The organism is Marinobacterium sp. YM272 (assembly GCF_050908845.1).
Classification (GTDB): domain Bacteria; phylum Pseudomonadota; class Gammaproteobacteria; order Pseudomonadales; family Balneatricaceae; genus Marinobacterium_D.
Map to the genome: position 1 here is coordinate 1862536 of NZ_CP194171.1, position 24980 is coordinate 1887515.

Genomic DNA, 24980 nt, shown 5'->3' on the forward strand with positions numbered 1-24980 from the left:
TTTTGACATAGTATTAACCACCCCTAATGAGTGGGATTTCATACGGAGATATCATTGATGCGCAGGACCGTGTTGGTAATGAGTGCTTTGCCGCTCGCTCTGGGTGTGTTGGCGGCTATCGGCGTGATAGCTGTTGGTAGCTCGGCCACTTCCGTCTACCTCATCTCGGCGGTTCTGATCATCCTGTCCCTCGGTCTGTCCGCTCTGCTTTTCAGAATACTCAAACAATCGGACGAGCAGGTCGCCGCTCTGCAAGCCTCGCTCAAGAACGATGGCGCAACGATGGCGCGGGCCGAAAGCACCCTGTCCGAGATGCACCAGTTATGGGCGCGTGTGGTGCCGGTCTGGAATAGGCATATCGATACCTGCCGGGAGCTGGGCAATGAGAATGTGAACGGCCTCTCCCAGCGCTTTGGTGAGCTGGTCAGCCTGATCGAGTCCACCCGTCAAGACAGCAGTATCGACGAAGCCGGCAGAGCCTCAGTCGATGATGACAAGGCCCGACTGACAAACCTGTTTGAAAAGCTGAAATCCTATGACGCGGTGACCGACAAGCTGTTCGACAAGATCGAACATCTGGATTCACTGGCCACAGACCTGGATGAGATGGCCTCGTCAGTGGGGAAAATCGCAGAGCAGACCAATATGCTGGCGCTCAACGCGGCGATCGAAGCGGCGCGGGCAGGTGATGCCGGACGTGGTTTCGCTGTGGTTGCCGACGAGGTGCGTACGTTGTCGGATCAGTCGCGCGGTACCGGTGAAAAAATCTCCGAGAAGCTCAACCTTGTGAAAGGCTCCATGAGCGAGATCATCCATTACTCCTCAACAACGCGTGAGCAGGAAGATAAAACCATCGATGAGGGTGAGTCGTTCATCAATGAGGTTGTCGCGCATCTTGAGGAACGCGCTGCCGCTCTCGTCGCCGATGGTGAGCGCCTGATCGAGCTCAATAACGAGGTGCGACTGGAAGTTGAACAGGTGTTGGTCGAGCTTCAGTTCCAGGACCGGGTGAGCCAGATTCTCGAGCAGGTCTCATCCAGCATGGAAGAGGTCGGTGCGATTGTATCTGAGCGTAAAAGTACATTTGAGGCGGGCGGCCAACCGTCAGCTATCGATATCGAAGCGTTACTCGCCAAGATGAAATCCAATTACACCACCGTGGAGCAGCATCGAAAGCATGATAGCGCTGCTCAATCGGCACAGGACGATACCGCAGAGAGCGGTTCGGTGAGTTTTTTCTGAATCTGAGTATTAAACGAGAAGCGGGCCCCGGATTGTATGAATAAAACCATCATGGTCGTAGACGACTCAGCCTCTATCAGACAGGTTGTCGGCATCGCACTTCGAGGTGCAGGTTATGATGTCATTGAAGCCTGTGACGGGCGCGACGCGCTTTCGAAACTGACCGGTGACAAGATTCACCTGATTATCAGTGATGTGAACATGCCGAACATGGATGGCATCACCTTTGTAAAAGAGCTCAAGCAAAATCCGCGCTACAAATTCACGCCCGTGATCATGCTGACCACCGAGGCCGGCAAGGACAAAATGGCTGAAGGTAAAGCGGCAGGCGCAAAAGCCTGGGTCGTCAAACCCTTCCAACCCCCACAGATGCTGGATGCCGTGTCCAAACTGATCATGTAAGCAGCCCCTGACAAGGAACGTGCGGTGAGCCTCGAACTGACAACGAATGACAACGCCGGCTATGTGGCGGTCGACGATGAAATGACCATCTACACGGCGTTGCTTCACAAGGAAAAACTGCTTCCCTGGATACGTGAGTTTCGCCATCTGGTGCTGGATATGTCGAATGTGCCGGAGCTCGATGGCGCCGGCGTCCAGCTGTTACTGACCCTGAATGCCGAGGCTGAGCGCCAGCATACCAGGCTGGAACTCGCCAACCTCAGCGAAACCACATCGCGTGTGCTCTCTTTGCTCCGGCTGACGGACCGTTTCAGCCTGTCTCAGTCTGCGAATGAGGAACCGCGTAATGGATGATGCAACGCAGACATTTATTCAGGAAGCGGATGAGCTTCTCGTTCAGATGGAAGATGCGCTGCTGGCGCTTGAGAGCGATCCCGGCAATGACGAGCTGATCAACAGCGTGTTCCGGGCGATGCACACCATCAAGGGCGCGGCCGGCATTTTCGGCTTTGATCCCATCGTCAGCTTTACCCACCCGGTGGAAACCGTGATGGATCTGGTGCGCAGTGGTGCGCGTGAGGTCGATGCCGAGCTGTCCGCCCTGTTGCTGGAGTGTAAGGACCATACCGCCCGCCTGGTTGCGGAAGTCACCGCCGGTGGCCTTGAAAGTGACACCGAGCAGGTAGGGGCTGACATTTTGCAGCGCCTGACCGGCGAGTCCCAGGCTCCGGTCAGGGATGAAGCTGCACAGCCGCAAGCGGAGGCCGAAGCCGAGCCTGGCAGCGAAAACTGGCTGGTTTCGCTGGCGTTCAAGGAAAACGCTTTTCGTAACGGTATTGATCCGATCTCCTTTATCAATTACCTCGGCAACATGGGCGAGGTGGTTGATCTGGTGGTGCACGATGATCGGCTGCCGCCTGCGGATGAGGCTGACCCTGAAAGCTGCTATCTCGGCTTCGATATAGTGTTTAGAGGGGATGTATCCAAGAACGATATCGCTGCGGTTTTCGAGTTTGCAGAGGATGACTGTGACATTCGAATTCTGCCGCCTGACGATATCGAAAAACACTTTCTCGAGATGGTCGATGAGCTGCCGGAGGATCACACGCGCCGCCTGGGCGAGATGCTGCTGGAAGTCGGTGCGATCACAAAGCACGAGCTCAGTGAAAGTCTGCATGAGCAGATCGCCAAAGATAGCGTTCAGGAGGCTGAAGCCGAGGCCGTTACTCCCCCTGTCGGAGAGATCCTGGTGGAGCGCAAGGCGGTCAGTGAGGCCGTAGTCAACAAGGCACTGGGCCGGCAGGCGCAGGAGCGGCAGAAGGCGGTTCAGGAATCGCGGCTGATTCGGGTCAATTCGGACAAGCTGGGTCGCTTGATCAACCTGGTGGGTGAGCTTGTTATCTCCAATGCGGCCGTCAAATTGATGGCGGAAAAGCATAACCTTCACGACATGAACGAAGTGCTGGCGTCCGCCGAGCACCTGATTGAAGAGATCCGCGATAACGCCCTGCAGCTGCGCATGGTGCAGATCGGCGAGACCTTCTCCCGTTTCCGTCGTCTGGTACGTGATGTCAGCAAAGACCTGGAAAAAGATATCGAACTGGTGATCAGCGGCGGGGAAACAGAGCTGGACAAGACCGTGGTCGAAAAGATCAACGATCCGCTCACTCACCTGGTGCGAAACGCGCTCGATCACGGCATCGAAAGCCCGAAGGAGCGCCTGAGCAAAGGTAAACCCGCCAAGGGCTCCATGGCGCTGAACGCCTATCACGACTCCGGCCATATCGTCATCCAGATCAAGGATGACGGTGCCGGGCTCGACAAGGAGAAGATTCGCGCCAAGGCGGAAGCGATCGGCATGATCAAGCCGGACCAGGTGCTCTCCGATAAGGAGATCTATCAGCTGATTTTCGCCCCCGGGCTCAGTACCAAGGAGAAGGCAAACAACCTCTCCGGGCGCGGTGTCGGGATGGACGTGGTACGGCGCAACATCGAAGAGCTGCGCGGCCTGATCGATATCGACACCGAGCTGGGCGAAGGTACCACCGTCACCATTCACCTGCCGCTTACCCTGGCGATCATCGATGGTTTCATGGTTGGTGCTCAGAATGAGCGCTACGTGATACCGCTGTCGATGGTGGAAGAGTGCGTCGAGATGGATAGCGGCGAGTGGGAGGTCGATGAGCAGCGCCGCTACGTTAACCTGCGCGGCGAGGTGCTGCCCTACCTGCGTCTGGCTGACTTTCTCAACATTCCCGCCAGTGATGACCGCGCCAGCCGCGAGAGCCTGGTGGTGGTCAGGATCGGCAATAACAAGGCGGGCTTCGTTGTCGACGAGCTGTTTGGCGAGCTGCAGACCGTGATCAAGCCACTGGGCAAGATATTCCAGGGCTTTAAAGGCATCAGCGGTTCAACGGTGCTGGGTAGCGGTGAAGTGGCGCTGATCCTGGATGTGCAGGGTCTGATTCAGACCGCAATGGCGCAGATGGTCGTTCACTGAGCCACGGAGGCAGAGCGTTGACGGAGTCAAACGTGACAACAGGAAAAAACACAGCCTCGTCCTCACCGAGTGGGCAGGCGGAGAACGGACAGTTTCTCACCTTTATGTCGGGACAGGAGTTGTTCGCCGTCGAGATAATCTGCGTGAAAGAGATTATCGAAGTTACCCAGATGACCCATGTGCCGAAGGCGCCTGTGTTTATCCGGGGGGTCATCAACCTGCGCGGCGGCGTGGTGCCGGTCATTGATCTGGGCGCCAAACTCAGTGGTCAGCCCAGCGAACTGTCCAAGCGCAGCTGTGTGGTGCTGGTCAGTGTCTTTTCTGACCAGGGCCAACAGATTTTGGGGCTGATGGTGGATGAGGTCAGGGAGATAGTCGGCGTTCAGCCGGATGACATCAAACCACCCCCTGAACTGGGCGATGCGGCGGATACCGGTTTTATCCGGGCCATGGCTCAGGTTGGAGAAAGTTTCATCGTCCTGCTGAACCCGGATCAGGTGTTGACGGAACACGAGGTCTCTCAGGCGGGAAAGCTAGCAGAAAATGAATTGGAAGCAGATTGAGTGCCCTGCGATGCCAACCAGGCAGTCAGGATTGTCAGTCAGCGTTTATCGGATCTTAGAAATTAAACGTTTCAAGGAAGCAGGGCAGAACAATGTTCAAGAATCTTAAGCTCAGTGCTCAGATCAGCCTCGGTTACGCCGCAGTGATCGTGTTACTGCTGATCGTATCCATTACGGCGTACTTCGGCCTGACCAGTGCGGTGGAAGGTTTTCGTGAATACCGTGGTCTGGCGAGGGACACCAACCTGGCCGGTCGTGTGCAAGCCAATATGCTGACGGTCCGCTTGATGGCCAAGGATTATCTCGTCACCAACAACGAGGAAGATATCGAGCGGTTTGAAGAGCGCTTTGCACTGCTGCGCGAACTGACAGATGAGGCGCTGGTAGAGATCCAGAAGCCTGAGCGTGCCGAGAAAGTTCGTCTGGTAGACAGTGAGCTTTCCAGCTACGAGCAGGCGTTTGAGGAAGCGGTCAAGCATATAACACGCCGCAACGAGATTCTTGATGACATACTCAACAAGGTCGGGCTGAGCATGCGCCAGCAGATGACCAACCTCATCGAATCCGTCAATGCAGCGGGCGATACGCAAGCCACCTACCTGGCTGGCCGTGCCCAGGAGTCCCTGCTACTGGCCCGCCTGTATGTGGTGAAATACCTCTCCTCAGATAACGAAGATGATCTGAAACGTGCTCATCACGAGCTCGACGTTAATCTGGACGATGCGGTGAAGCGCCTGGATCGTGCGCTGGATAACCCGGAGCGTCGCGCCATGCTGCGTGAGTTCAGCGCCGGTATGGAGACCTACGCCCAGGGGCTGGATGATATCAGTGACGCGATTCATAGCCGTGATGCGGCGGTAGAAGAGATGGATCGCATTGGACCTGTGATCGCGGATGCCACCGAAGAGGTCAAACTGTCTGTTCAGCGGGATCAGGATGAACTGGGCCCGCGCGTCGAAGCAGACAATGAGAGAACCATCAGTGTTGTAATCTGGGTCTCCCTGGCGTCCATCCTGGTTGCGATTGGCCTGTCCTGGATTCTGGTGCGCATCGTCAAGAAGCCGCTGGGTGGAGAGCCGCGTGAAATGGAAGCGATCGCCAACCGTATCGCTGAAGGGGATCTGCAGGTTGAATTCACCAACCGCGAAAGCGCGACCGGTGTCTACAAGGCGATGATGCACATGGTCGAGCAGCTGACATCGACTATTCAGCAGGTGCGCAGTGGCGCCGATGGCCTTGCCAGCGCGTCCAATGAGCTGAACGCTTCTGCCCAGACCATCAGCCAGGCGGCTACCGAACAGGCGGCCAGTGTGGAAGAGACCACCTCTTCGGTGGAGCAGCTGCACGCGTCTGTGCAGCAGAATACCGAGAACGCCCGTGTCACCGACCAGATGGCCACCGAAGCGGCTACCGAGGCGCAAAAGGGCGGTGAAGCGGTCAAACGCACCGTGTCGGCGATGAAAGAGATCGCCAACAAGATCAGCCTGATCGAAGATATCGCCTACAAGACCAACCTGCTCTCGCTGAACGCCGCCATCGAGGCCGCTCGTGCCGGTGAGCATGGTAAAGGCTTCACCGTGGTTGCTGCAGAAGTGCGCAAGCTGGCAGAAAACAGCCGGGTTACTGCCCAGGAGATCAACGAGCTGGCCACCAACAGCGTATCGATCGCTGAAGATGCCGGGCGCCTGCTCGAGGCGATGGTGCCGAGTATCTCCAAAACAGCGGATCTGGTGCAGGAGATCACGGCAGCGTCCGTGGAACAGGCATCCGGTATCGATCAGATCAACGGTGCCATGTCCCAGCTCGATAGCGTGACTCAGCAGAATGCTTCCTCCTCTGAGGAGCTGGCCGCAACGGCGGAAGAGCTGAGCAGCCAGGCAGAGGCACTGTTGGATGCGGTAGCCTTCTTCCAGTTGCAGGCTGAGCGCGGGCAGAAGCGCAAAGCCGCAGCGGCGGATGCCGGTCGCTCCAACGCCTACAAGGCGGCGGAGAAAAAGGTTGCCAAACAGCACAACGATGACTTTAACGACAGTGACTTCAAACGCTACTGAGAACTCAGGTTATGGAAGAAGCAGAAGTCATGGATAGCGAGGCGTCCCGGGGGAATGACGCACAGGGTCAGTACCTGACCTTCCGTGTCCTCAACAACCGTTACGCCATCGATATTCTCGACGTTAAGGAGATCATCGAAGTGACCATGATGACGCGTGTGCCCAAGGCACATGCGTCGGTCAGAGGGGTGATGAACCTGCGCGGTAATGTAGCGCCGGTGGTGGATCTGGCTCACCGCCTGCAAAACAAGCCGCTGCAGACCGACCGCCGGACGATCATTCTGGTCGTTGAGCTGGAGATCGAAAGCGAGACTCAAATCCTCGGCATGCTGGCCAACGAGGTCAATGAGATCGTCGAGATCAACGCAGAGAATATCCAGTCGGCACCCGAGTTTGGCGCCGGTATTCGCCGTGAATTTATCGACCGCATGGCCCGTGTGGACGATGAATTCATCATCATGTTGAACCTGCCGCGAGTGCTTAATACAGACGAGCTCTCGCAAAGCCAGGCAGGACATGCCGAAGCGGTGGAGGCGCAGGATGCTTAATCCTCTGCCGCTTCGATCCTCTCTTACTTACATTGACGGATGTCGATGCACCCGATAACAGACGATGAATTCAGAAAGTTCGCCAAGCTGTTACAGGATCGTGCGGGCATCCATCTGACGGACAAGAAAAAGGTGATGCTGTCGACGCGTTTGGAGCGTCGACTGAATCATTTTGGCTTTGACCGCTACTCCCAGTATTTTCGCCTGGTGACCTCCGGCGAAGCACCGGAAGAGCTGCAGGTGATGATCGATCACCTGACCACCAACGAAACCCACTTTTTCCGCGAAGCGGAGCATTTCCGTTTTCTAGCCAACACCCTGCGAGAGGAAGGTTTTGACCGTTGCCGGATCTGGTGTGCCGCCTCCTCATCCGGTGAAGAGGTGTATACCTTGGCGATGATCCTGCAGGACGTGCTTGGTTCCGGGCGCTGGCAGGTGCTTGGGTCGGATATCAGCACCCGCATTCTTGAACGTGCGCAGCGTGGCATCTACCCAGAAGACGGCAACAGCTCAATCCCGGAGTATTACCTGAAGCATTTTTGCCTGAAGGGCGTGGGCCGCTATGAAGGCTGCTTCACGCTGGACCGGCGCCTGCGCGAGGGGATCGAGTTTCGCCAGATCAACCTGACTGACAGATTGCCGTCGATCGGCACGTTCGACTTTATCTTCATCCGCAATGTTATGATCTACTTTGATCAGCCGACGAAGGTGAATGTCGTTGCCAGCGTTTTGAAAGCGCTTCGTCCCGGTGGCTATATCATTACCAGCCACTCCGAAACACTGCACGGCATAAACCCGGATATCCGCATGATCAGGCCCTCGGTGTATCAGAAAAAGAGTTAACCCCGTACGTGAAACGCATCACCCTACATCCCGGTGACCTGCACGTCTCATCGGACCCCGCCATTACGCTATCCACGCTGCTGGGATCGTGCGTTTCCGCCTGCCTGTACGACCCGGTCAACGGGGTTTTTGGGATGAACCACTTTCTGTTGGCGGCCAAGAGTTACACCGGTGCTGCGTTTTCGTTTGAAAGCCAAAGCGGGCGCTATGGTATCAACGCCATGGAGCTGCTGATCAACGATATGCTGGCCATGGGGGCCATCAGGTCTCAGCTGAAAGCGAAGGTTTTCGGGGGCGCCAACGTGCTATCGAGCTTGTCGGGCGGCGTATTTGCCATCGGTGATGTAAATGCCCGCTTTATTACGTCCTACCTTCAAAACGAAAAGATTCCGGTCGTCGCGTCGGATCTGGGCGGTGCGCGTGGCCGCCAGATCCACTTTCAAGGCGCTGATTTCAGTGTCTTCGTTAAACTGCTCGGCCAGGAAAATGCGCATCAGGTTATCAGTCGGGAGCGCCATTATCTGGATAAGGCGATTCACGAACAGGAACGATTGGGAGATGAGAACAATGTCACTTTCCTCTGATGGGCGCCAACATGCCGATTAAAGTGCTCATCGTCGATGACTCCGCCGTGGTGCGCCAGGTGCTGGTGTCGCTGCTGTCGACCGCAGCCGATATCGAGGTGATCGGTGCGGCCTCTGACCCCATTTTCGCCATGAAGAAGATGGAAAAAGAGTGGCCGGACGTGATCGTGCTGGATATCGAGATGCCGCGCATGGATGGGATCACTTTCCTGAAGAAACTGATGGCCGAACATCCAACGGCGGTGGTGATCTGCTCGACGCTGACGGAAAAAGGTGCCGAGGTGACCATGCAGGCGATGGCGGCAGGCGCGGTCGATATCATTACCAAGCCCAAGGCGGGTTTGAAAGGCTTCCTGGAAGAGTCGAAAACCATGCTGCTTGGGGCTGTTCGCGGAGCCGCTGCTGCGCGCATGTCCCGGGTGGGCAGGGGGAATGGACGTGCTGCCCCCGGTGTGGTGCAACAAAAGCTCAGTGCCGATACGGTGCTGCCGCCGTCCAGCGGCAAGGTGATCGAAACCACTGACCGCATCGTCGCAATCGGGACCTCCACCGGCGGCACCCAGGCGCTGGAGTCGGTGCTGACGCAATTGCCTTCCAGTGCACCGGGGATTGTTGTGGTCCAGCATATGCCGGCTCAGTTTACCCGGGCCTTTGCACAGCGTCTCGACAGCCTGTGCAAGGTGCACGTCAAGGAAGCGGAAAATAACGACCGCGTGATCGAGGGCCAGGTGCTGATCGCGCCCGGTGGCAAGCATATGCTGCTCCGGCGCAGTGGCGCACAGTACCGGGTTGAAGTGAAAGATGGTCCGCTTGTCAGTCGTCACCGCCCCTCTGTCGATGTGCTGTTCCGCTCGGTAGCGTCGGCGGCCGGAAAAAATGCGCTCGGTATTATCATGACCGGGATGGGCGATGACGGCGCGCGCGGCATGTTGGAGCTGCATCGCACCGGTGCCAGAACCCTGGGGCAGAATGAGGCGAGCTGCGTCGTTTACGGCATGCCGAAAGAGGCATACAAGCTCGGTGCGGTCGATCAGGAAGTAAACCTGAGCGACATACCCAGGGTGATTATGGGATACAGAGGCGGCTAGTCAGGTTTCTCAAATAACCTGTTATCCGGGCGTCATCGTCTTAGGTTCTCGTTCATAGCCTTGGACGGTATTGAGGATATAAACCATGGAAAAGGCCGAACCCCGAGGTTCGGCCTTTTGTTAACAATAAACCCCGCTGTGCTTTACTGATCAGGCAGCGCGTCTATCGCATGTTGCAGCGTTTCCTCGAAGCTAGCCTTGTAGTGCTCGTTACTGAGCGCCACGGCTCTTTCAGCGTAATCGACGGCTTCTCTGGCCAGGCCTCGATCAATCAGGGTTTGCGCCAGGTTATTCAAGGCAGGCGCGTACCCGGGATAAAGCTCAGTGACCTGAAGGTACTGGCGGCCTGCATCGTCCGTCCTGCCTGCGCTGTAAAGGTAGTTGCCGTACCCCATCAGAAGGTCCCGGTTGCCGGGCCATTGGTCGAGACCAGCCTGCCAGGCGGCTGCCGATAAATCGGCAGGTGCGTGACGGTCAAAAGCGGCCGTCGCACGAAAGTACTTCCCAGGATCCGCATCCGGTGGCAGATCGCCGGGCTTCACCGCGACCATGCCCCAATAGTCACCGCGCTTCCAGGTGCGTTCAAACACCTTCATATCGGCGGCGTAGCGCTCGGTAATCCCTGTGCGCAGGATGATAGTCTCATCCTCCAGGTCGTAGCCGATCGCCACGGCGTAGTGCCAGCGCGGGTACCACTCCATCGCCAGGTTCTGCAGTACCAGTACCGGGTAACCTGCGTCGATGGCATCGATCAGTGCCTCCAGTTCCGGTTCGATGGTGTAGGCGATACGCTGATACTGGCGCGTGGTCGCCAGCATCTCCACCTGAAAGCTACCCTCACGCTCTGGCACGAAAACCCTGGGCTTTAACGCTTCGGGCGTAACCGGCTGACCGCTGTAATCAAGGATAGTGGCCAGGGCAGCAGGGCCGCACTGGTATTGTTCCTGGGGATTAAACGGCACCTTCGTCAGCTCTGCCCGCGCGGGCGACTGCTGTGGCAGCGGGCTGTTGAGCAGTGCGTTGGTTTGTGGTGTCGCACTGCAGCCGGCCAGTACCAGCAAGCTGGTGAACAGGGCGAGTAACGGACGGAAAAGTGTGCGCCCGGAGACTCCGGGCGCGGCTGGGCGGTTAAATATTGGGGAAGACATCGGTGGCGCCGAGCAGATCCAGAAGAACCAGAATCAGGATGACAGCCAGAATAGCACCGAGGATACCGCCGGCCGGCAGGTCATCCATCTTGCTGTCGAGCTGCGCCAGTTCGCTGGCGGTGAGGCTGTCGACGCGGTCCTGAACGTGCTCTACATCCACGCCCAGGTCCACGAGCTGCTGTTTCACATCATCGCGCATCAGCATCTCCTTGATCTCGGAGCGACGATCCTCAAGCGTGGATTCGGCCGCGATCTGATCGGTGGTGACGATGGCTGCGGATGCAGGAACCTGAACGCCGGCGAAGGTAAACAGCGCCATCAGAATCCAGGCAATAAAGCGGGAACGTGTCGGGTGAGACTTCATGGTTTCTCCTTGGCCTTAATCTATCCGGCCTTTTCAGTTTCTCAGGCCTAGTGGGTTGGTGTAGCACAGGGTCCGATAGTCAGTATTGACCAAAGTTCACTTTTGGACAGGCCGATTTGCAACGAAAGTTTTGAATTTAAGGCGAAATTTGGGGGGGAGGCACGGGAGCCGGAAGGCGACTCCCGTCGGACCTGTGTTTTGTAACGCTTAATCGAAGCGGGGCAGGGTCGGTTTGACCACCTTCTTGCCCGCCGCCTGCCAGGCATCGAAGCCGCCGCTGATCGAGCTGACATGCAGGTAGCCCATCTCTTTCATCGCCAGTGCGCTCAGCGCAGCGCGGCCGCTGGTCTTGCAGTAGATCATCAGGTTCAGATCCCGTGCCGACAGGGCTTCATCGGATGAGAGCTTGAACTCCAGCAGCCCGCGGGGAATATTCACAGCGCCGGGCAGGTGGCCGTTGTTGTACTCCTCGGGCTCGCGTACATCGATGATCGCATCGGCCGACAGTATTTCAGCTTCGGCTGCATTCAGGTCGACTTCCTGAATCTGCGCCTTGGCGGCGCCTACAAGATCCATGGCTGTTTTCATGATCGCTGTTCCTCCATTGTGTGTTGAGTCGGGCAGGCTTCGGGTTGGGCTGCCAGGGTGCGTTTCGTGGTTTCCGGGTCCAATGCCGCCATCGCTTCGTACTGGCTCAGATACACGTTGCCGGTAAGCTGCTGCAGCAGATGGCTGTTGCGCAGCTGGTCCATGACCGGGCCTTTCACCTCCGAGAGGTGCAGGCTGATACCGGCGATGCCGAGGCGCTCATTGATCGCCTCGAGGCTTTCCAGGGCGCTGGCGTCGATCAGATTGACGCCGGGGCACATCAGCACCAGGGCATCGATGCCAGGGTGAGACTCCACCAGCGCGGCGATGCGATCTTCCAGGTAGCGCGCGTTGGGGAAATAAAGGCTTTCGTCCACCCGCACCGTCAGTACATGGGGGCTTTGAATCACATGAAAGCGCTCCTCGTTACGAAAGTGCTGGCTGCCGGGCAGCTGGCCCACCACCGCCATATGCGGTTTGCTGGTGCGCCATAGAAACAGCAGCAGCGACAGCGCGAGCCCGAGGATGATGCCGGTTTCCACGCCGACAACAAGCACACTCACCAGCGTGGCGATCAGGGCGAGACCGTCCTGACGCGAATACTTCCAGGTGCGGGCGATGGCGCGCAGGTCCACCAGGGTCAGCACGGCGACGATGATGGTGGCCGCCAGCACCGCCCTTGGCAGGCTCTCGAATAGCGGGGTAAAGAACATTACCGTGACGCCGATGCCGAGGGCGGAGAGAGCTCCGGCCAGCGGTGTCTGGGCGCCGGCCTCAAAGCTGACCACGGAGCGCGAAAAACCGCCGGTGACCGGCATGCCACCGCTCAGTGCCGAGGCGATGTTGGCGCTGCCCAGGGCGCTGAGTTCCTGGTTGGGATGGATACGCTGGCGCCTTCGCGCGGCAAAGGTCTGGGCCACGGACACCGACTCCATAAAGCCCACCAGACTGATCAGCACGGCACCGGGCAGCAACTGGTAGATCAGCGCCAGATCGAAGTTTGGTAACTGCAGCGATGGCAGTCCGGTGGGGACTGCGCCGACCACGGGGACGCCTGCTTCAGACAGGTTCAATCCGGCCACCAGCGCGGCGGTCACCACCAGCGCCAGTACCGGCGCGGCGCGACTCAGGTTGGCGGCTGCGCCGTTTGAAAGGCCGATCGCCATCAGGAAGTTTTTGCCCTGTTTCCGCGCCAGATAAAGGAAGGCGATGCTGCCAAGGCCGATCAGCAGCGTTGGTAGATTGGTGTCGCCGAGACCTGCCAGCGTGGATGTCAGCAGCTCAAAGGCGGTATCGCCACCGGCCTTGATACCGAGGATATGACGCAGCTGGCCCAGGGTAATCAGAATGCCGGAGGCGGTGACAAAGCCTGAGACCACCGGGTGGCTGAGAAAGTTGACCAGAAAGCCGAGGCGCAGCAGCGACATGCCGATCAGGATCACACCCGATAGCATCGCCATCAGCATGGCCGCCTGTACATACTCGGCGCTGCCGGCCGGAAACAGCGGCATAAGGATTGCGCCGGTCATCAGCGAAACCACGGCCACCGGGCCCACCGCCAGTGCCCGGCTGGTGCCGAACAGGGCGTAGGCGATCAGCGGCAGAATACTGGCGTACAGCCCGATAACGGGCGGCAGCCCGGCCAGCATGGCATAGGCGAGACTTTGCGGAATCAGCATCAGGGTGACGATCACCGCGGCCAGGCCATCCTTCAGTGCCATATCCCGGTTGTATTCCCGTGCCCAGAACAGGCAGGGCAGAATGCGGGAAGCCTGGATGTGGCGGGGGCGGATCTTTGAAAATCGGGTCATGCCAAGCCTCAAAGCTGGTTCAGCGGGATCTTCAGGTAGCGGGTGCCGTTATCTTCCGCGGGCGGCAATTCCCCGGCGCGCATGTTCACCTGTACCGACGGCAGGATCAGGGTTGGCATGCCCAGCCTGGCATCGCGTTCGGTACGCATATTGACGAAATCCTCTTCACTGATGCCATCGCGCACATGGATATTGCGGGTGCGCTCTTCGCCCACCGTGGTCTCACAGCGGAATTCGTCGCGTCCTTCCGCCTTATAGTCGTGGCACATGAACAGACGTACATCGTCCGGCAGCGCCAGGAGGGTGCGTATGGAGCGGTAAAGCGTACGCGCGTCGCCACCGGGAAAGTCACAGCGGGCGGTGCCGTAATCCGGCATAAACAGCGTATCGCCGACAAAGCCGGCATCTTCGATCAGGTAGGTCATGCAGGCGGGGGTATGTCCCGGCGTATGCAGGGCGCGGGCGAACAGGTTACCCACGGAAAAAGTCTCGCCATCGCTGAACAGGTGGTCGAACTGGCTGCCATCGGTGGCGAACTCGGTGCCTGCGTTGAACAGCTTGCCGAAGGTGTTCTGCACGGTACGGATCTGTTCACCGATACCCAGTTTGCCGCCGAGCTTCTGTTTCAGATAGGGCGCGGCGCTCAGATGATCCGCATGCACATGGGTTTCCAGAATCCATTCCACCTCCAGCCCGTTCTCTTTGACATAGGCCACAAGCCGGTCAGCACCCTGGGTTGAGGTGCGTCCCGAGGCGGGATCGTAATCCAGCACGGAATCGATCAGCGCGCAGCGACGGGTCTCTGCGCAGATGACCAGATAGCTGTAGGTGAAGGTCGCCTCATCGAAGAAGGGAAGGATCTGCATCAGGTGAACCCCCTGGATAGCCGGGATGAATATTAGAATATAACGATATTATATAAGGTAATAATTAAAAAGAATATATAGCTTTGCCGGAAAACTGCGTTATCCATGCATGAGCTGGAGGCGCGCAGTGATCCGGGGCTGGGTGGTGGCAGGTGCTCGCGGTATGGAGTGTGAGGTTCGGCTGCTGTCTGAGGCAGGGGCTTTCACTCCTGCATTGCGGTCTTAAGTTCGCGCAGCAGCGAGCGTATACCCTCTTCAAGCACCGGGTGGTAGTAGGGCATGGCGAGCATTTCGTCGAGGGTTTGGCCCCGCTCCATTGCCCAGGCGAGCAGGTGGGCCAGATGTTCCACATCGGGTCCGAGCAGCTCGGCGCCAAGCAGTTTGCCGGTTTTGCGGTCGGCCCAGACCTTCATCACGCCCTCGGTTCTGTTCAGCACTTTCGCCCGCGCCACGTTGCTAAAGGAGAGCGAGGCCGTGGCGACCAGTCTGGCGTCATACTGGGCGATCTTTGTGGCGGTCATGCCAACAGTAGCGATCTGCGGATCGCTGAATACCACCGCCAGTGGCACGGTGCGGTGCCCCGGGCGTACATCCGGGTAGCGACCGGCATTGTCGCCGGCGATATGGCCCTCGTCGGAGGCTTCGTGCAGCAGCGGCAGGTGGTTATTGGCATCGCCGGCGATAAATACCGGGGTGTTACTGCACTGCAGGGTTTCGGTGTCGAACAGTGGTATGCCGTGTTCGTCCAGCTCCAGCGAGGTGTTCTCCAGCCCCAGGTTATCCACGTTGGGGCGCCGTCCTGTGGCGGCGAGCAGATAATCGAAGTTCTCGGTTTGCTGCTGACCCTGGTGATCGCTAAAGGTCACACAGACACCTGCAGCGGTGCGCTCGACCTTTGTGGCCTCGGCATCGGCGTCCAGCGGGTATTCAGCGCCAAAGGTCTCGGCGGCGCAGGCCAGAAGCTCCGCATCACCCAGCGGCCCGATGGCGCCACCGACACCGAACATGCGCACGCGTACGCCGAGACGGTGCAGGGCCTGGCCCAGCTCCAGGCCGATAACGCCAGGGCCAAACACCACCACTGACTGCGGCAGGTCGGTCAGCTCAAACAGGTCATCGTTTACCAGCAGCCGGTCGTCGGCGTTGTAGAGAAATCTGGGGATGGCAGGACGTGAACCGGTGGCGATCACGACGCGTTCTGCTTCGATCTTTTCGCCATCAGCGGTTTCGAGCAGCTGATCGGCAATAAAGCGCACGCTTTGGTGGAGCTGGGCCTCTTCGGGGATGCCGGACATACCGTTAAGCACCTTGCTGACAAACTTATCGCGCATCCCGCGTACCCGTTTCATCACGGCCGGGCCGTCGATCCGGATATCGCCAACCTGCACCCCCAGGGCATCGGCGTGACGGGCGCTCCAGGCCGCATCGGCGGCGGCGATCAGCAGTTTGCTCGGCATACAGCCGACCCGGGCGCAGGTTGTGCCCAGCGGACCGGGGTCGATCAGCAATACGGAGTCGGTATGTTTACGTGCCTGTCGAAAGGCGTTGAGTCCGGCGCTTCCCGCACCGATAACCGCGACTTGAGTCCTGCGCACCTGTTATCCCTCCCTTCTAAGTCCTGATGCTAAGCCCTGATGCTAAGCCCTGATGCTATTAGTTAAGAATAAACTAATACAAGAACGGCAAACAGAATAGCCGTCGATCAGACTTTGATGCTTAGCAGGATAGAAGCTGAAAGGCAGAGATGCGGGATCTGAGGAAGGAAATTGCAGTTAGCGCGGTTCGCGCTGGGTGATGGCTGAAGCGGGCGCTCCAGCCATCAGTCAGTGCATTAACGCTGTTTCGGGCTGCGCGGCGTGTTGCTGTTGCCCTTGCTGCGCGGCTGATGGCCACGGTGGGTATCACCGGAACGCTGGCCGTCGCGGTGCTGCGTCTTGGGCTTCTTCGGGCGGCGACGGCGCGGCGGACGCTTGTCGAGCGTGGTTTCCGGCAGCGCGTGGGTCGGATCGAAACCTTCGATGATCTCACGCTCCAGCAGCTTGCTGGTCAGTCGCTCGATGGCGCGCAGCTGGTCAAGCTCGTCGGCACAGACCAGAGAGACCGCCTGGCCGGTGGCACCGGCACGGCCGGTGCGGCCGATACGGTGGACGTAATCCTCGGCCACGTTGGGCAGGTCATAGTTGACCACCTGGGGCAGCTGATCGATATCCAGGCCGCGGGCGGCAATATCGGTTGCGACCAGCACCTGCAGGCTGTTGTCCTTGAACTCTTTCAGTGCCTTGGTACGGGCGTTCTGGCTCTTGTTGCCGTGGATCGCAGCAGCCTTGATACCGGCCTTTTCCAGCTGGGTGCTGAGCTTGTTGGCACCATGCTTGGTACGGGTGAACACCAGCACCTGGTGCCAGCTGTTGTCCTTGATCAGCTTGATCAGCAGCGGCGATTTCTGTTTCTTGTCTACCGGTGCGATCCACTGCTTGACGGTGTCGGCGGTGGAGTTGCGCGGGGTGACGGAGACTTCGACCGGATCATGCACCAGCCCCTTGGCCAGATTGCGGATCTCGCTGGAGAAGGTGGCGGAGAACAGCAGGTTCTGACGTTTGGCCGGCAGCAGCGCCAGGATACGTTTGATGTCGTGAATGAAGCCCATGTCGAGCATACGGTCCGCTTCGTCCAGTACCAGCACTTCCAGGTTGTCGAAGCGCACGGCGTTCTGCTTGTACAGGTCGAGCAGGCGGCCCGGCGTGGCGATCAGTACATCGGCGCCCTTGCGCAGCGCCATCATCTGCGGGTTGATCTTGACGCCACCGAAGACGATGGTCGAGCGCAGCTGCAGATACTTGCCGTAGGTGGCCACGCTTTCGCCCACCTGGGCGGCCAGTTCGCGGGTCGGGGTCAGGATCAGCACGCGGGCCTGGTTCGCCTTGGCGCGCTCGCCCGGGAGCAGTCGTTCCAGAATCGGCAGGGTGAAACCTGCAGTCTTGCCGGTGCCGGTCTGGGCCGCCGCCATCACATCCTTACCTTCCAGCACGGCGGGAATCGCCTGCTGCTGAATCGGGGATGGAGTGTCGTAGCCCTGTTCGGCAACGGCTTTAAGAATAGGATCGGACAGGCCGAGACTGGCAAAACTCATTAAGTACTCTCTGTATAAGGTGTGACGAGAAGCTGGAAGGGGCTTTTCAGCCGGTGCAGGGGCGCTCTCGGAAGAGGGCGAAGCTTACCTGAAAGCGCCTCTGCTAGCTATGTAAATAAGTGCTATTTTAGCGCGCTGTCGGCAACCCGCTCATCAAGCCGGTCCCTTTTTGTAAGGCGCGGAAACCAGAGCATCCACAGTGCGGTAACCGCCAGGGTGCCTGCGCCGCCGATGACGATGGCAGGCACGGTGCCGATCAGCGATGCGACGACGCCGGCGCGGAACTCGCCCATCTGGTTGGAGGTGCTGATAAAGATCGAGTTGACGGCGCTGACGCGGCCGCGCATCTCGTCCGGGGTTTCCAGCTGGACCAGCGTGGAACGGATTACCACGCTGACCATGTCGGCCGCACCCAAAACGACCAGTGCCGCGACAGAGAGCCAGAGCGTTTCCGATAGCCCAAACAGAACCGTCATCGCGCCAAATACGCCCACCGCGGCGAACATTTTCACGCCCACCTTTCTCTCGACGGGGCGCCAGGCCAGCCACAGCGACATTGCCACGGCACCCACGGCGGGTGCGCTGCGCAGCAGGCCGAGCGCTTCCGGGCCGGCGTTCAGTATGTCTCTGGCGACGATCGGCAGCAGCGCGGTCACACCGCCGATAAGTACCGCGAACATGTCCAGTGATATGGAGCCAAACACCACCTTGTTGCTCCAGGTGAATTTCAGGCCGCCAAACAGGGAATCCAGGGTGACTGGGCGTTTTTCGCGTTGGTCATGTTCATAGTGCAGACCAAAAAGAATGATCGCCGAGAGCAGGGCGCAGGCGGTGCTTGTGCCGTAGAGCGCGCCGGCGCCCAGGATATAGATCAGTCCGCCCAGTGCCGGGCCGATGATTGTGGTTGCCTCGCGGCCGGAGGCGGTCCAGGTCATCGCCTGGGCCAGTAGCTCCGGCCCCACCAGCTTGGGCACCATGGCCTGGGTGGCCGGCATCTCGAAGGCGCGGGCGGCACCCATGACGGCGCAGCAGGCGTAGATAATCGCCGGGGTAATGACCTCGAACACGCTGGTCAGGGCCAGCACCGCAATGGTAACCGCGATCAGACTGCGGCTGATCAGTGTGATTGTGTGCCGGTTCAGGTTGTCCGCCACATGGCCGCCGTACAGGGACAGCACCAGCTGCGGCAGGTAACGGGCCAGACCGACCAGGCCCAGACTCAACGCGCTGTCGGTCAGGTTATAAATCTGCCACCCCATCCCCACCAGCAGCATCTGAAAGGCAAAGGATGCCGCCATCTGGCCGATCCAGAAGCGCATAAAGGGTTTGTGTTGCAACAGGGACGGAGATGCCATAGGACGCCTTGGTCGCTCGAAATCAAATGGGGGAGATAAACGCGAAAGTGTAACAATTATTACATCATGTTTCTTGCTAAACGATCTGCCTTGGCAGGTGTTGATCTGATCGAAAAATGAAAAAAGCGTCAGAATTAGACGACGTATTGTGATCTGTTAACGGCGCGGCCTCGTAGTCGACTCGGTTGAATGCTCGGTAAGGGAAACTGGGAAATTTATAGGGAGTAGGCAGCGCTATATAAAAACTATTTGGGCACACATAATGATCTTCGCTGGAAAGAAACTGAGACAAGAACTCCAATCTCAAGCCGATGAGCTGAACATCTACCGCGAGATTCAGGCTGACCTGGAAGCTGAAATGGTCTGCTTCCGTCTGAACCTGAACGGGGAATTTATAGCGGCGAATAGAAAGTTCACGGAAGCAACCGGCTACTCGCAGCAGGATCTGGCTTCACTAAAGCTGAAATCAATTCTCGTCGAAGATTCGCGGCAGAAAGCGCATAGCGTGAGACTGCTTGAGGCCATAAGCACAGGCAGCCACTGGCATGGCGCGCTGCAACTGCAGACCCGGCAGGGGGGAGAGGTCTGGCTGCGCACCCTGATCCATCCGGTCAAGGGACGCGATGGCGGCGCATCGACGCTGTTCGCTTATTGCGCTGAGCTCACCCGCACGATTAGCCGCTCCAGAGCCAATGAGGACATGCTGGCTGCCTTGCACCGCTCGTCGGCGATTATCGAGTTTTCACTCGACGGCATCGTGCTTGCCGCGAATGACAATTTTTTGCAGGCGATGGGCTATTCGCGAGACCAGGTCGTCGGCAAACACCACAGAATGTTTTGCTCCGAGGCGGATTCAGAATCTGACGACTACCAGCTGTTCTGGGACAGGTTGGGAGCAGGGGAGTTTTTCTCCGGTCGCTTTCAGCGCTTTGATCGTTATGGCAATGCAGTCTGGCTGGAGGCTACGTACAACCCGATCCACGATGAGGCCGGAACACTCTATAAAGTGGCAAAGCTGGCGTCGGTGATCACGGAGCAGGTCGAGAGGGAAGCAGCGATTACTGAAACCTCTGATATCGCCTATGAAATATCCAGGCAAACAGACGCCGGCGCCTCCAAGGGGATGGACGTTATCAGTACCACCATCGACTCAGTGGGGCGCTTGTCGGCGAAAATGGAAGAGGCCAGCAACGGTATTCTGGAGCTGAGTGAACAATCATCGAAGGTGGCAGAGCTGGTGCAGAGCATCCGTGGCATCGCCGATCAAACCAATCTGCTGGCGCTGAACGCGGCCATTGAGGCCGCCCGGGCGGGGGATAACGGACGCGGTTTTGCCGTCGTCGCAGACGAAGTTCGTCAGCTGGCATTCAGGACGAGTAGCGCGACTGAACAGATCATCGAGGTTGTTGCACAAAACAGGGCTTTGACCGAAAAAGCGGTGTCTCAGATCGAACAGAGCCAACAGGAGGCTCAAGCTGCCCTGGGTTACTCCAATGAAGCGGGGGCTGTCGTAACGGCGATTCGGTCTGGGGCAAGACAGGTGGTTGATGCTGTGCGCCAGTTCAAGGAGAGGCTCTAGTCGGTATCAGCATTGAAAGCTCCACCGTCCAGGCTTGATCCATAACGGGATAGAACGTTAGCTGAATCAATTGGGGGTGGGCAACGTCGTGCTGGCGTATGGCCGCTCGAAAGATAACCGCATCCCGCCACGCGGTTTCCGTGCCGCCGACGAGGAAGTAGTAAGGGGTGCATTCCCAATTGCTGACCTGTAACCGGCAAGAAGGCCCGCTATCAGTTAGCGGGTCTTCTTGTACTCAGGGTACTGATGTACGTTTTTTCAATGTTCAACCGGTTAAGATGACGGCGGCCAGATTCACCATCTGCTTTTCAGGTTTAGGCAGCGTGCTTAATCTGATACGGGCTCAGTGAGAGACGGGCAACATGGTTGGCGAAGTAACGCGCTGCCGTAAAGGTGGACCAGGCCAGGATGCGGATAAAACGTTGTTCATCACGCTCGGGCCCAAGTACCGCTTCGACGATCCTGTCGTCTATCTGGTACGAGGCCTTGGCGATCAGCAGCGCAAAACGGGCTATGTCACGTGCCTCACCGTCCAGTCCTTCGGTCTCATCCTCAACCCATTGACGGCTGATCGGCATTTTCTCATTCTGCCAACGCTGCAACTGTGAATGCACCAGGCGCTGTGCCGCCTCGGGTACGACGCTTTGAGCCTGGCGCTCCACGGTGGCGGTCCACTGAGCCAGTGTGCGGGCGATACGAGGATGAGATGCGGCCCAGCGCATGTCGGTTGGCAGTTCTGCCATTGGTAACAGATACAGGCTGCGCCCCGGTTTAAGCGGGTCGGTATGCGTGCTTCTCAGCTCGCCGCCGAAAAGCCACAATGCAGCCGCTTTTACCGCTTCCAGACCGAATGGCGCTTTAACCGGCGAGCCGTCCATGACGATATGGCTGAAGCGATTTATATCGCTCAACGCCATTAAAGCGCCTATAGCCTCAGGTAGCTGTTCCTCGGTAAAGGGTACGCTTTTTGGTGGTTCGGCCCCGGGCGTGGCAACAGCCCGGACCCACAGCAGTCGTTCCCTTAACGTCGGATCGATAATCAGCTGCTCCTTTTCATCCAGGATCTGGACCGCATCCTCATGCCGGCCACCCGCATGTACCAGACTCACCAGCATGTCGCCGCAGTAGGGGCAGTCGTTGATACTCGACAGCGTCGCCGTCATCGCCTCTTTTGTTGTGCGGTCGATGCGATCATCCACCAGCGCGGTCTCGCGCCCGCCACTCCATATCGCTGCCAGCAGTTCTGGTACTTTGGAGCGGCTGGTGAGAGAGCCGTTGATGAAAAAGTCTTCGTCTATCATGTCGTACACCTCGGCTACCAGTCCGGTCGCCTTGCTTCGCGGGACAGCGCCCACATAACGCATGGTCTTCAGGGACAGGTTATCGAATAGCCAGAAGCGCAGTTTTTTAGGTAAGAGTGCCATGATGGTCACCTCATTATTATTGTTAGTTTCAGCGTCTTTTAGCGATCACTTCCAGGTACTCGCCCTGAATCGTGATGCCGCCTTTGCCATCCGGCAGGCTGAAATTTCTGTAAATGTTGTTTAGTTCCGTAAACAGGGTCTGCTGTTCGTCACCGTCGATCGCGTCGAACGCCTTCTTCACTGGACCGAAGGTGGTTCGGAACAGCCTCACCAGATCGTTGGTTGAGAAGGGGTAGTGCCATTTCGGGTAGAGCTTGCGTTGCAGTCGAATATCGGTGAAGTGCTCGCTCAAGCGCTCGGTGGCGGTGTTCTCATCGCCCCAAAGTACGGGGGATAGGGAGCCCGGAGGCGGCGGCACGCGCTTGGCGACGGCTTTGAAGAGCTGTGCGGGCATGCTATCGGGTGTCCAGTTGCACATGTAAAGCGTGCCGCCGGAACGCAGAACCCGCCCAAATTCGCTGCTGACCCGGTCCGGTCGTGGCGCGAACATGGCGCCGATCATGCTGACGACCACATCATAGTCGGCGTCCTTGTATGGCAGAGCCTCGGCATCCCCCTGATCGAAGCGTGCATCCAATCCTTCTGCACGAGCTCGGCTGTTGGCGAAGTCGACCAGGTTCTGCGCAAGATCTACCCCGGTGACTCTGAGGCCTCGCCGGGAGGCCGGCAGTGCCGACTGACCTGTGCCGCAGGCCACGTCAAGAAGGCGCTGCCCCGGCGTCAGTTGCCAGTCGGTTACGATATCGATGGCGCCTTTTTCCATAAAGCTGGCGAAGCGCACATAGTCACCATCCTCCCAGGTTGCCTTCTGTTTAGCCTTGAGAACATCAATCGCTTGGCAGCCCCGAGTATCCGTAATGTGCTCTGCTTGAATAGTCATGGTCTGAACTCCACACTTAAGACGAATTAGTTGGCTTCGTTTAGCCCCGCTTGAGGCTATGTGTAGAGGTTAGGAAGGGGCCGCGATGGCTGATAGTGCGTAATGTGTAGCAATCAACTACACATTCTGTAGTAACAGCTTGGCGAGGTAATCAGATGCTGAAATATGGCCAGTTTTGCCCGGTCGCCAAGGCCACGGAAATACTCGGAGAAAAGTGGACGCTGCTTATCCTGCGGGAGCTGCTGCTCGGTGCCACGCGGTTCAGTCAGTTGCAGAAAGGCTTGAGCAGGATATCCCCGACGATATTGAACAAGCGGCTCCAGACCCTGCAGGATGCCGGCCTTGTCATTCGGCGTAATGTTCCCGATCAGCGCAGCAACGAATACCAGCTCACCGAGGCGGGACGCGAACTCTACCCGATCATCATGCAGGTTGCGGAATGGGGCATGCGCTGGGCACGGGGCCAGATGTCTGACGATGAGCTGGATGTCGAGCTGCTGATGAACAATGTCCAGTCACGGATCGATCCGGAAAAGCTGCCCGGAGGCAGAACGATTATCCATTTCCATTACACCGACCTTAATCGCTTTAACCACTGGTGGATCAAGGTGGATGGTCAGGATGTAGACCTGTGTATCGACAACCCCGGTGTTGATGTGGACGTCAATATCACCACGGATCTGCGTACGATGACCGAAGTATGGCTGGGTGATCTGTCTATCAAGAAAGCCAGGGACACCGACAAACTGAAGATTGTGGCTCCCTCTGCCTATACCCGTAACATTCGCTCCTGGCTGGGGCTCTACTTTCTGGCCGACGTGAGACCAATGACACCCGGCTAAGCCAAGACTTCCGGACGTCAGTGTCGTATGACAAGGAGGTGCTAGACGAGGCGACCCGGTTTCCCTGACCGGGTTTCTGGTGTCACCCGTTCTATCACGGCTTACCTCCGGTTTCGTTCATCGCTTGTTATTCCCGCTATGGATGTCACCTCCTATTCAATAAGTGGATAGGACTTTATCCGAATCAATTGGTCGTGGAGTGACGCGCTCGGTAAGCTGATTCCTTTTTCTGAAGGTTGCCGCATGTCCGTTTTCAGCGAGCGCAAGATCGACTGCCATAACCATATCTTTGATCCTGCCGGTTTTCCCTATAATCCGAACGCCTCCTACCACCCCAGCGGCCATGAGATAGCCACGGCGGATCAGTTCCTGCAGTTGCTCGATGCGTACGGGGTTTCCCAGGCACTATTGGTCGGGCCGAATTCCGGTTATGGCGAGAACGATAACCGGGCGCTGCTGGATGCGATTCAGCGCTCTAAAGGGCGGTTCAAGGGGATGGCCGTTGTCGATCAGCAGTGTTCCCTGGAGCAGTTGCAGGCGCTGAAACAGCAGGGTGTAGTGGGTGTGACTTTCAATATCGCCTTTTACGGTGTCGATCACTTCCGCCATTCTGCGGCGCTGCTCGACCGCCTGGCGCAACTGGATATGATCGCCCAGTTCCAGGTAGAAGGGGACCAGTTGTTGCCATTGGCGCAGATGTTTACCGACAGTGGCGCGCGCCTGTTGGTGGATCACTGCGGAAGGCCAGATCTGGATGCCGGCATCGATAGCCTGGGATTTCAGGCAGTGCTGGCACTGGCCGATACCGGGCGCACCTGGATCAAGGTGTCCGGTTTCGACAAGTTCTCCCGGCAAGCCTTCCCCTATGTGGATACTAGCGCCTATGTCGATGCGATTCAGCAGGCCTACGGTGAGGATCGGCTGATCTGGGGCTCCGACTGGCCTTTCCTGAAACCACGCCAACGCATGGACTACGGCCTGATGCTGGCGCTGGCAGAGCAGCAGTTTCCCGACGCGGGTCAGCGCGAGAAATATTTCTGGAAGAATGCCGCCGCCCTGTTCGGGTTCGCAACGCACAGCTAGGGCTGGCCAGTACATTTCCAGTTCGCACGGAAACAGGGTGGCTGGCTGGGGCGCTGCTGTCCTGTCCTCAGTCAGCGCCCCACCTGTGC

The 24980-nt window shown here is 58.2% G+C and carries 22 protein-coding genes and 2 pseudogenes; 14 read left to right on the top strand and 10 right to left on the bottom strand.

Annotated elements, in window-relative coordinates:
• Window positions 1-78 precede the first annotated feature (78 nt).
• The 10 genes from ACQUQP_RS08330 (at window position 79) to ACQUQP_RS08375 (ending at window position 9821) form a co-directional block, all read left to right on the top strand.
• Window positions 79-1242 (top strand): methyl-accepting chemotaxis protein, encoded by a 1164-nt coding sequence (locus ACQUQP_RS08330; RefSeq protein WP_432698334.1) that lies wholly within the window; start codon window positions 79-81, stop codon window positions 1240-1242.
• Between the two features lie 36 nt (window positions 1243-1278).
• Window positions 1279-1644, top strand: coding sequence for a response regulator (locus tag ACQUQP_RS08335; RefSeq protein WP_432698335.1), 366 nt, complete (start codon window positions 1279-1281; stop codon window positions 1642-1644).
• Window positions 1645-1668: 24 nt separating this feature from the next.
• A complete protein-coding gene (locus ACQUQP_RS08340; protein WP_432698336.1) occupies window positions 1669-1998 on the top strand; it encodes an STAS domain-containing protein in 330 nt (109 codons plus the stop codon).
• Entirely contained in the window at window positions 1991-4144 is a 2154-nt protein-coding gene (locus tag ACQUQP_RS08345) for a chemotaxis protein CheA (RefSeq protein ID WP_432698337.1), read from the top strand. The genes ACQUQP_RS08340 and ACQUQP_RS08345 overlap by 8 nt, the downstream gene beginning before the upstream one ends.
• Before the next feature lie 32 nt (window positions 4145-4176).
• Window positions 4177-4707: a chemotaxis protein CheW gene (locus ACQUQP_RS08350; protein ID WP_432698338.1), complete on the top strand. Its 531-nt coding sequence runs from the start codon at window positions 4177-4179 to the stop codon at window positions 4705-4707.
• Between the two features lie 92 nt (window positions 4708-4799).
• Window positions 4800-6758 carry a HAMP domain-containing methyl-accepting chemotaxis protein gene (locus ACQUQP_RS08355; protein ID WP_432698339.1) on the top strand — a complete coding sequence of 653 codons (1959 nt, stop codon included), beginning with the start codon at window positions 4800-4802 and terminating at the stop codon, window positions 6756-6758.
• 11 nt (window positions 6759-6769) lie between these two features.
• On the top strand, window positions 6770-7306 hold the full coding sequence (locus tag ACQUQP_RS08360) for a chemotaxis protein CheW (RefSeq protein WP_432698340.1): 537 nt from the start codon (window positions 6770-6772) through the stop codon (window positions 7304-7306).
• 45 nt (window positions 7307-7351) lie between these two features.
• Entirely contained in the window at window positions 7352-8149 is a 798-nt protein-coding gene (locus ACQUQP_RS08365) for a CheR family methyltransferase (protein ID WP_432698341.1), read from the top strand.
• 8 nt (window positions 8150-8157) lie between these two features.
• Complete coding sequence (locus ACQUQP_RS08370; protein ID WP_432698342.1) at window positions 8158-8733, top strand: chemotaxis protein CheD; 576 nt, start codon at window positions 8158-8160, stop codon at window positions 8731-8733.
• An 11-nt stretch (window positions 8734-8744) separates the two neighbouring features.
• The gene (locus ACQUQP_RS08375; protein ID WP_432698343.1) at window positions 8745-9821 is read left to right on the top strand and encodes a protein-glutamate methylesterase/protein-glutamine glutaminase; all 1077 of its coding nucleotides are present in this window, start codon (window positions 8745-8747) and stop codon (window positions 9819-9821) included.
• Window positions 9822-9964: 143 nt separating this feature from the next.
• Here ACQUQP_RS08375 and ACQUQP_RS08380 read toward each other — a convergent pair whose 3' ends face one another.
• The 8 genes from ACQUQP_RS08380 to ACQUQP_RS08415 all read right to left on the bottom strand — a co-directional run bounded on the left by ACQUQP_RS08380 (window position 9965) and on the right by ACQUQP_RS08415 (window position 19083).
• Window positions 9965-10969 (bottom strand): PA2778 family cysteine peptidase, encoded by a 1005-nt coding sequence (locus tag ACQUQP_RS08380; RefSeq protein ID WP_432698344.1) that lies wholly within the window; start codon window positions 10967-10969, stop codon window positions 9965-9967.
• Window positions 10950-11333 (bottom strand): PA2779 family protein, encoded by a 384-nt coding sequence (locus tag ACQUQP_RS08385; protein WP_432698345.1) that lies wholly within the window; start codon window positions 11331-11333, stop codon window positions 10950-10952. The genes ACQUQP_RS08380 and ACQUQP_RS08385 overlap by 20 nt, the downstream gene beginning before the upstream one ends.
• Window positions 11334-11540: 207 nt before the next feature.
• Entirely contained in the window at window positions 11541-11921 is a 381-nt protein-coding gene (locus tag ACQUQP_RS08390; RefSeq protein ID WP_432698346.1) for a rhodanese-like domain-containing protein, read from the bottom strand.
• Window positions 11918-13732 carry a SulP family inorganic anion transporter gene (locus ACQUQP_RS08395; protein WP_432698347.1) on the bottom strand — a complete coding sequence of 605 codons (1815 nt, stop codon included), beginning with the start codon at window positions 13730-13732 and terminating at the stop codon, window positions 11918-11920. Before ACQUQP_RS08395 ends, ACQUQP_RS08390 begins: the two co-directional genes overlap by 4 nt.
• Before the next feature lie 8 nt (window positions 13733-13740).
• Window positions 13741-14598 (bottom strand): MBL fold metallo-hydrolase, encoded by an 858-nt coding sequence (locus ACQUQP_RS08400; protein WP_432698348.1) that lies wholly within the window; start codon window positions 14596-14598, stop codon window positions 13741-13743.
• A 203-nt stretch (window positions 14599-14801) separates the two neighbouring features.
• Window positions 14802-16193, bottom strand: coding sequence for a dihydrolipoyl dehydrogenase (locus ACQUQP_RS08405; RefSeq protein ID WP_432698349.1), 1392 nt, complete (start codon window positions 16191-16193; stop codon window positions 14802-14804).
• A 236-nt stretch (window positions 16194-16429) separates the two neighbouring features.
• Window positions 16430-17728 (bottom strand): DEAD/DEAH box helicase, encoded by a 1299-nt coding sequence (locus ACQUQP_RS08410; protein WP_432698350.1) that lies wholly within the window; start codon window positions 17726-17728, stop codon window positions 16430-16432.
• A gap of 122 nt (window positions 17729-17850) precedes the next feature.
• The gene (locus ACQUQP_RS08415; protein ID WP_432698351.1) at window positions 17851-19083 is read right to left on the bottom strand and encodes an MFS transporter; all 1233 of its coding nucleotides are present in this window, start codon (window positions 19081-19083) and stop codon (window positions 17851-17853) included.
• Window positions 19084-19441: 358 nt separating this feature from the next.
• Between ACQUQP_RS08415 and ACQUQP_RS08420 the strand changes: the two are divergent.
• Both ACQUQP_RS08420 and ACQUQP_RS08425 read left to right on the top strand, forming a co-directional pair.
• Window positions 19442-20080: pseudogene (locus ACQUQP_RS08420) on the top strand (PAS domain-containing protein); the annotation flags it as partial.
• A 231-nt stretch (window positions 20081-20311) separates the two neighbouring features.
• Window positions 20312-20662 (top strand): annotated as a pseudogene (locus ACQUQP_RS08425) (methyl-accepting chemotaxis protein); the annotation flags it as partial.
• Window positions 20663-20976: 314 nt separating this feature from the next.
• Here the strand turns inward: ACQUQP_RS08425 and ACQUQP_RS08430 are convergent.
• Together ACQUQP_RS08430 and ACQUQP_RS08435 are read right to left on the bottom strand one after the other, a co-directional pair.
• Window positions 20977-22086, bottom strand: coding sequence for a hypothetical protein (locus ACQUQP_RS08430; RefSeq protein WP_432698352.1), 1110 nt, complete (start codon window positions 22084-22086; stop codon window positions 20977-20979).
• Window positions 22087-22114: 28 nt separating this feature from the next.
• Complete coding sequence (locus ACQUQP_RS08435) at window positions 22115-22966, bottom strand: class I SAM-dependent methyltransferase (protein WP_432698353.1); 852 nt, start codon at window positions 22964-22966, stop codon at window positions 22115-22117.
• 155 nt (window positions 22967-23121) lie between these two features.
• Between ACQUQP_RS08435 and ACQUQP_RS08440 the strand changes: the two genes are divergently transcribed.
• Both ACQUQP_RS08440 and ACQUQP_RS08445 read left to right on the top strand, forming a co-directional pair.
• On the top strand, window positions 23122-23808 hold the full coding sequence (locus ACQUQP_RS08440; RefSeq protein WP_432698354.1) for a winged helix-turn-helix transcriptional regulator: 687 nt from the start codon (window positions 23122-23124) through the stop codon (window positions 23806-23808).
• Between the two features lie 243 nt (window positions 23809-24051).
• Window positions 24052-24891 carry an amidohydrolase family protein gene (locus tag ACQUQP_RS08445; RefSeq protein WP_432698355.1) on the top strand — a complete coding sequence of 280 codons (840 nt, stop codon included), beginning with the start codon at window positions 24052-24054 and terminating at the stop codon, window positions 24889-24891.
• The last annotated feature ends 89 nt before the right edge of the window (window positions 24892-24980 follow it).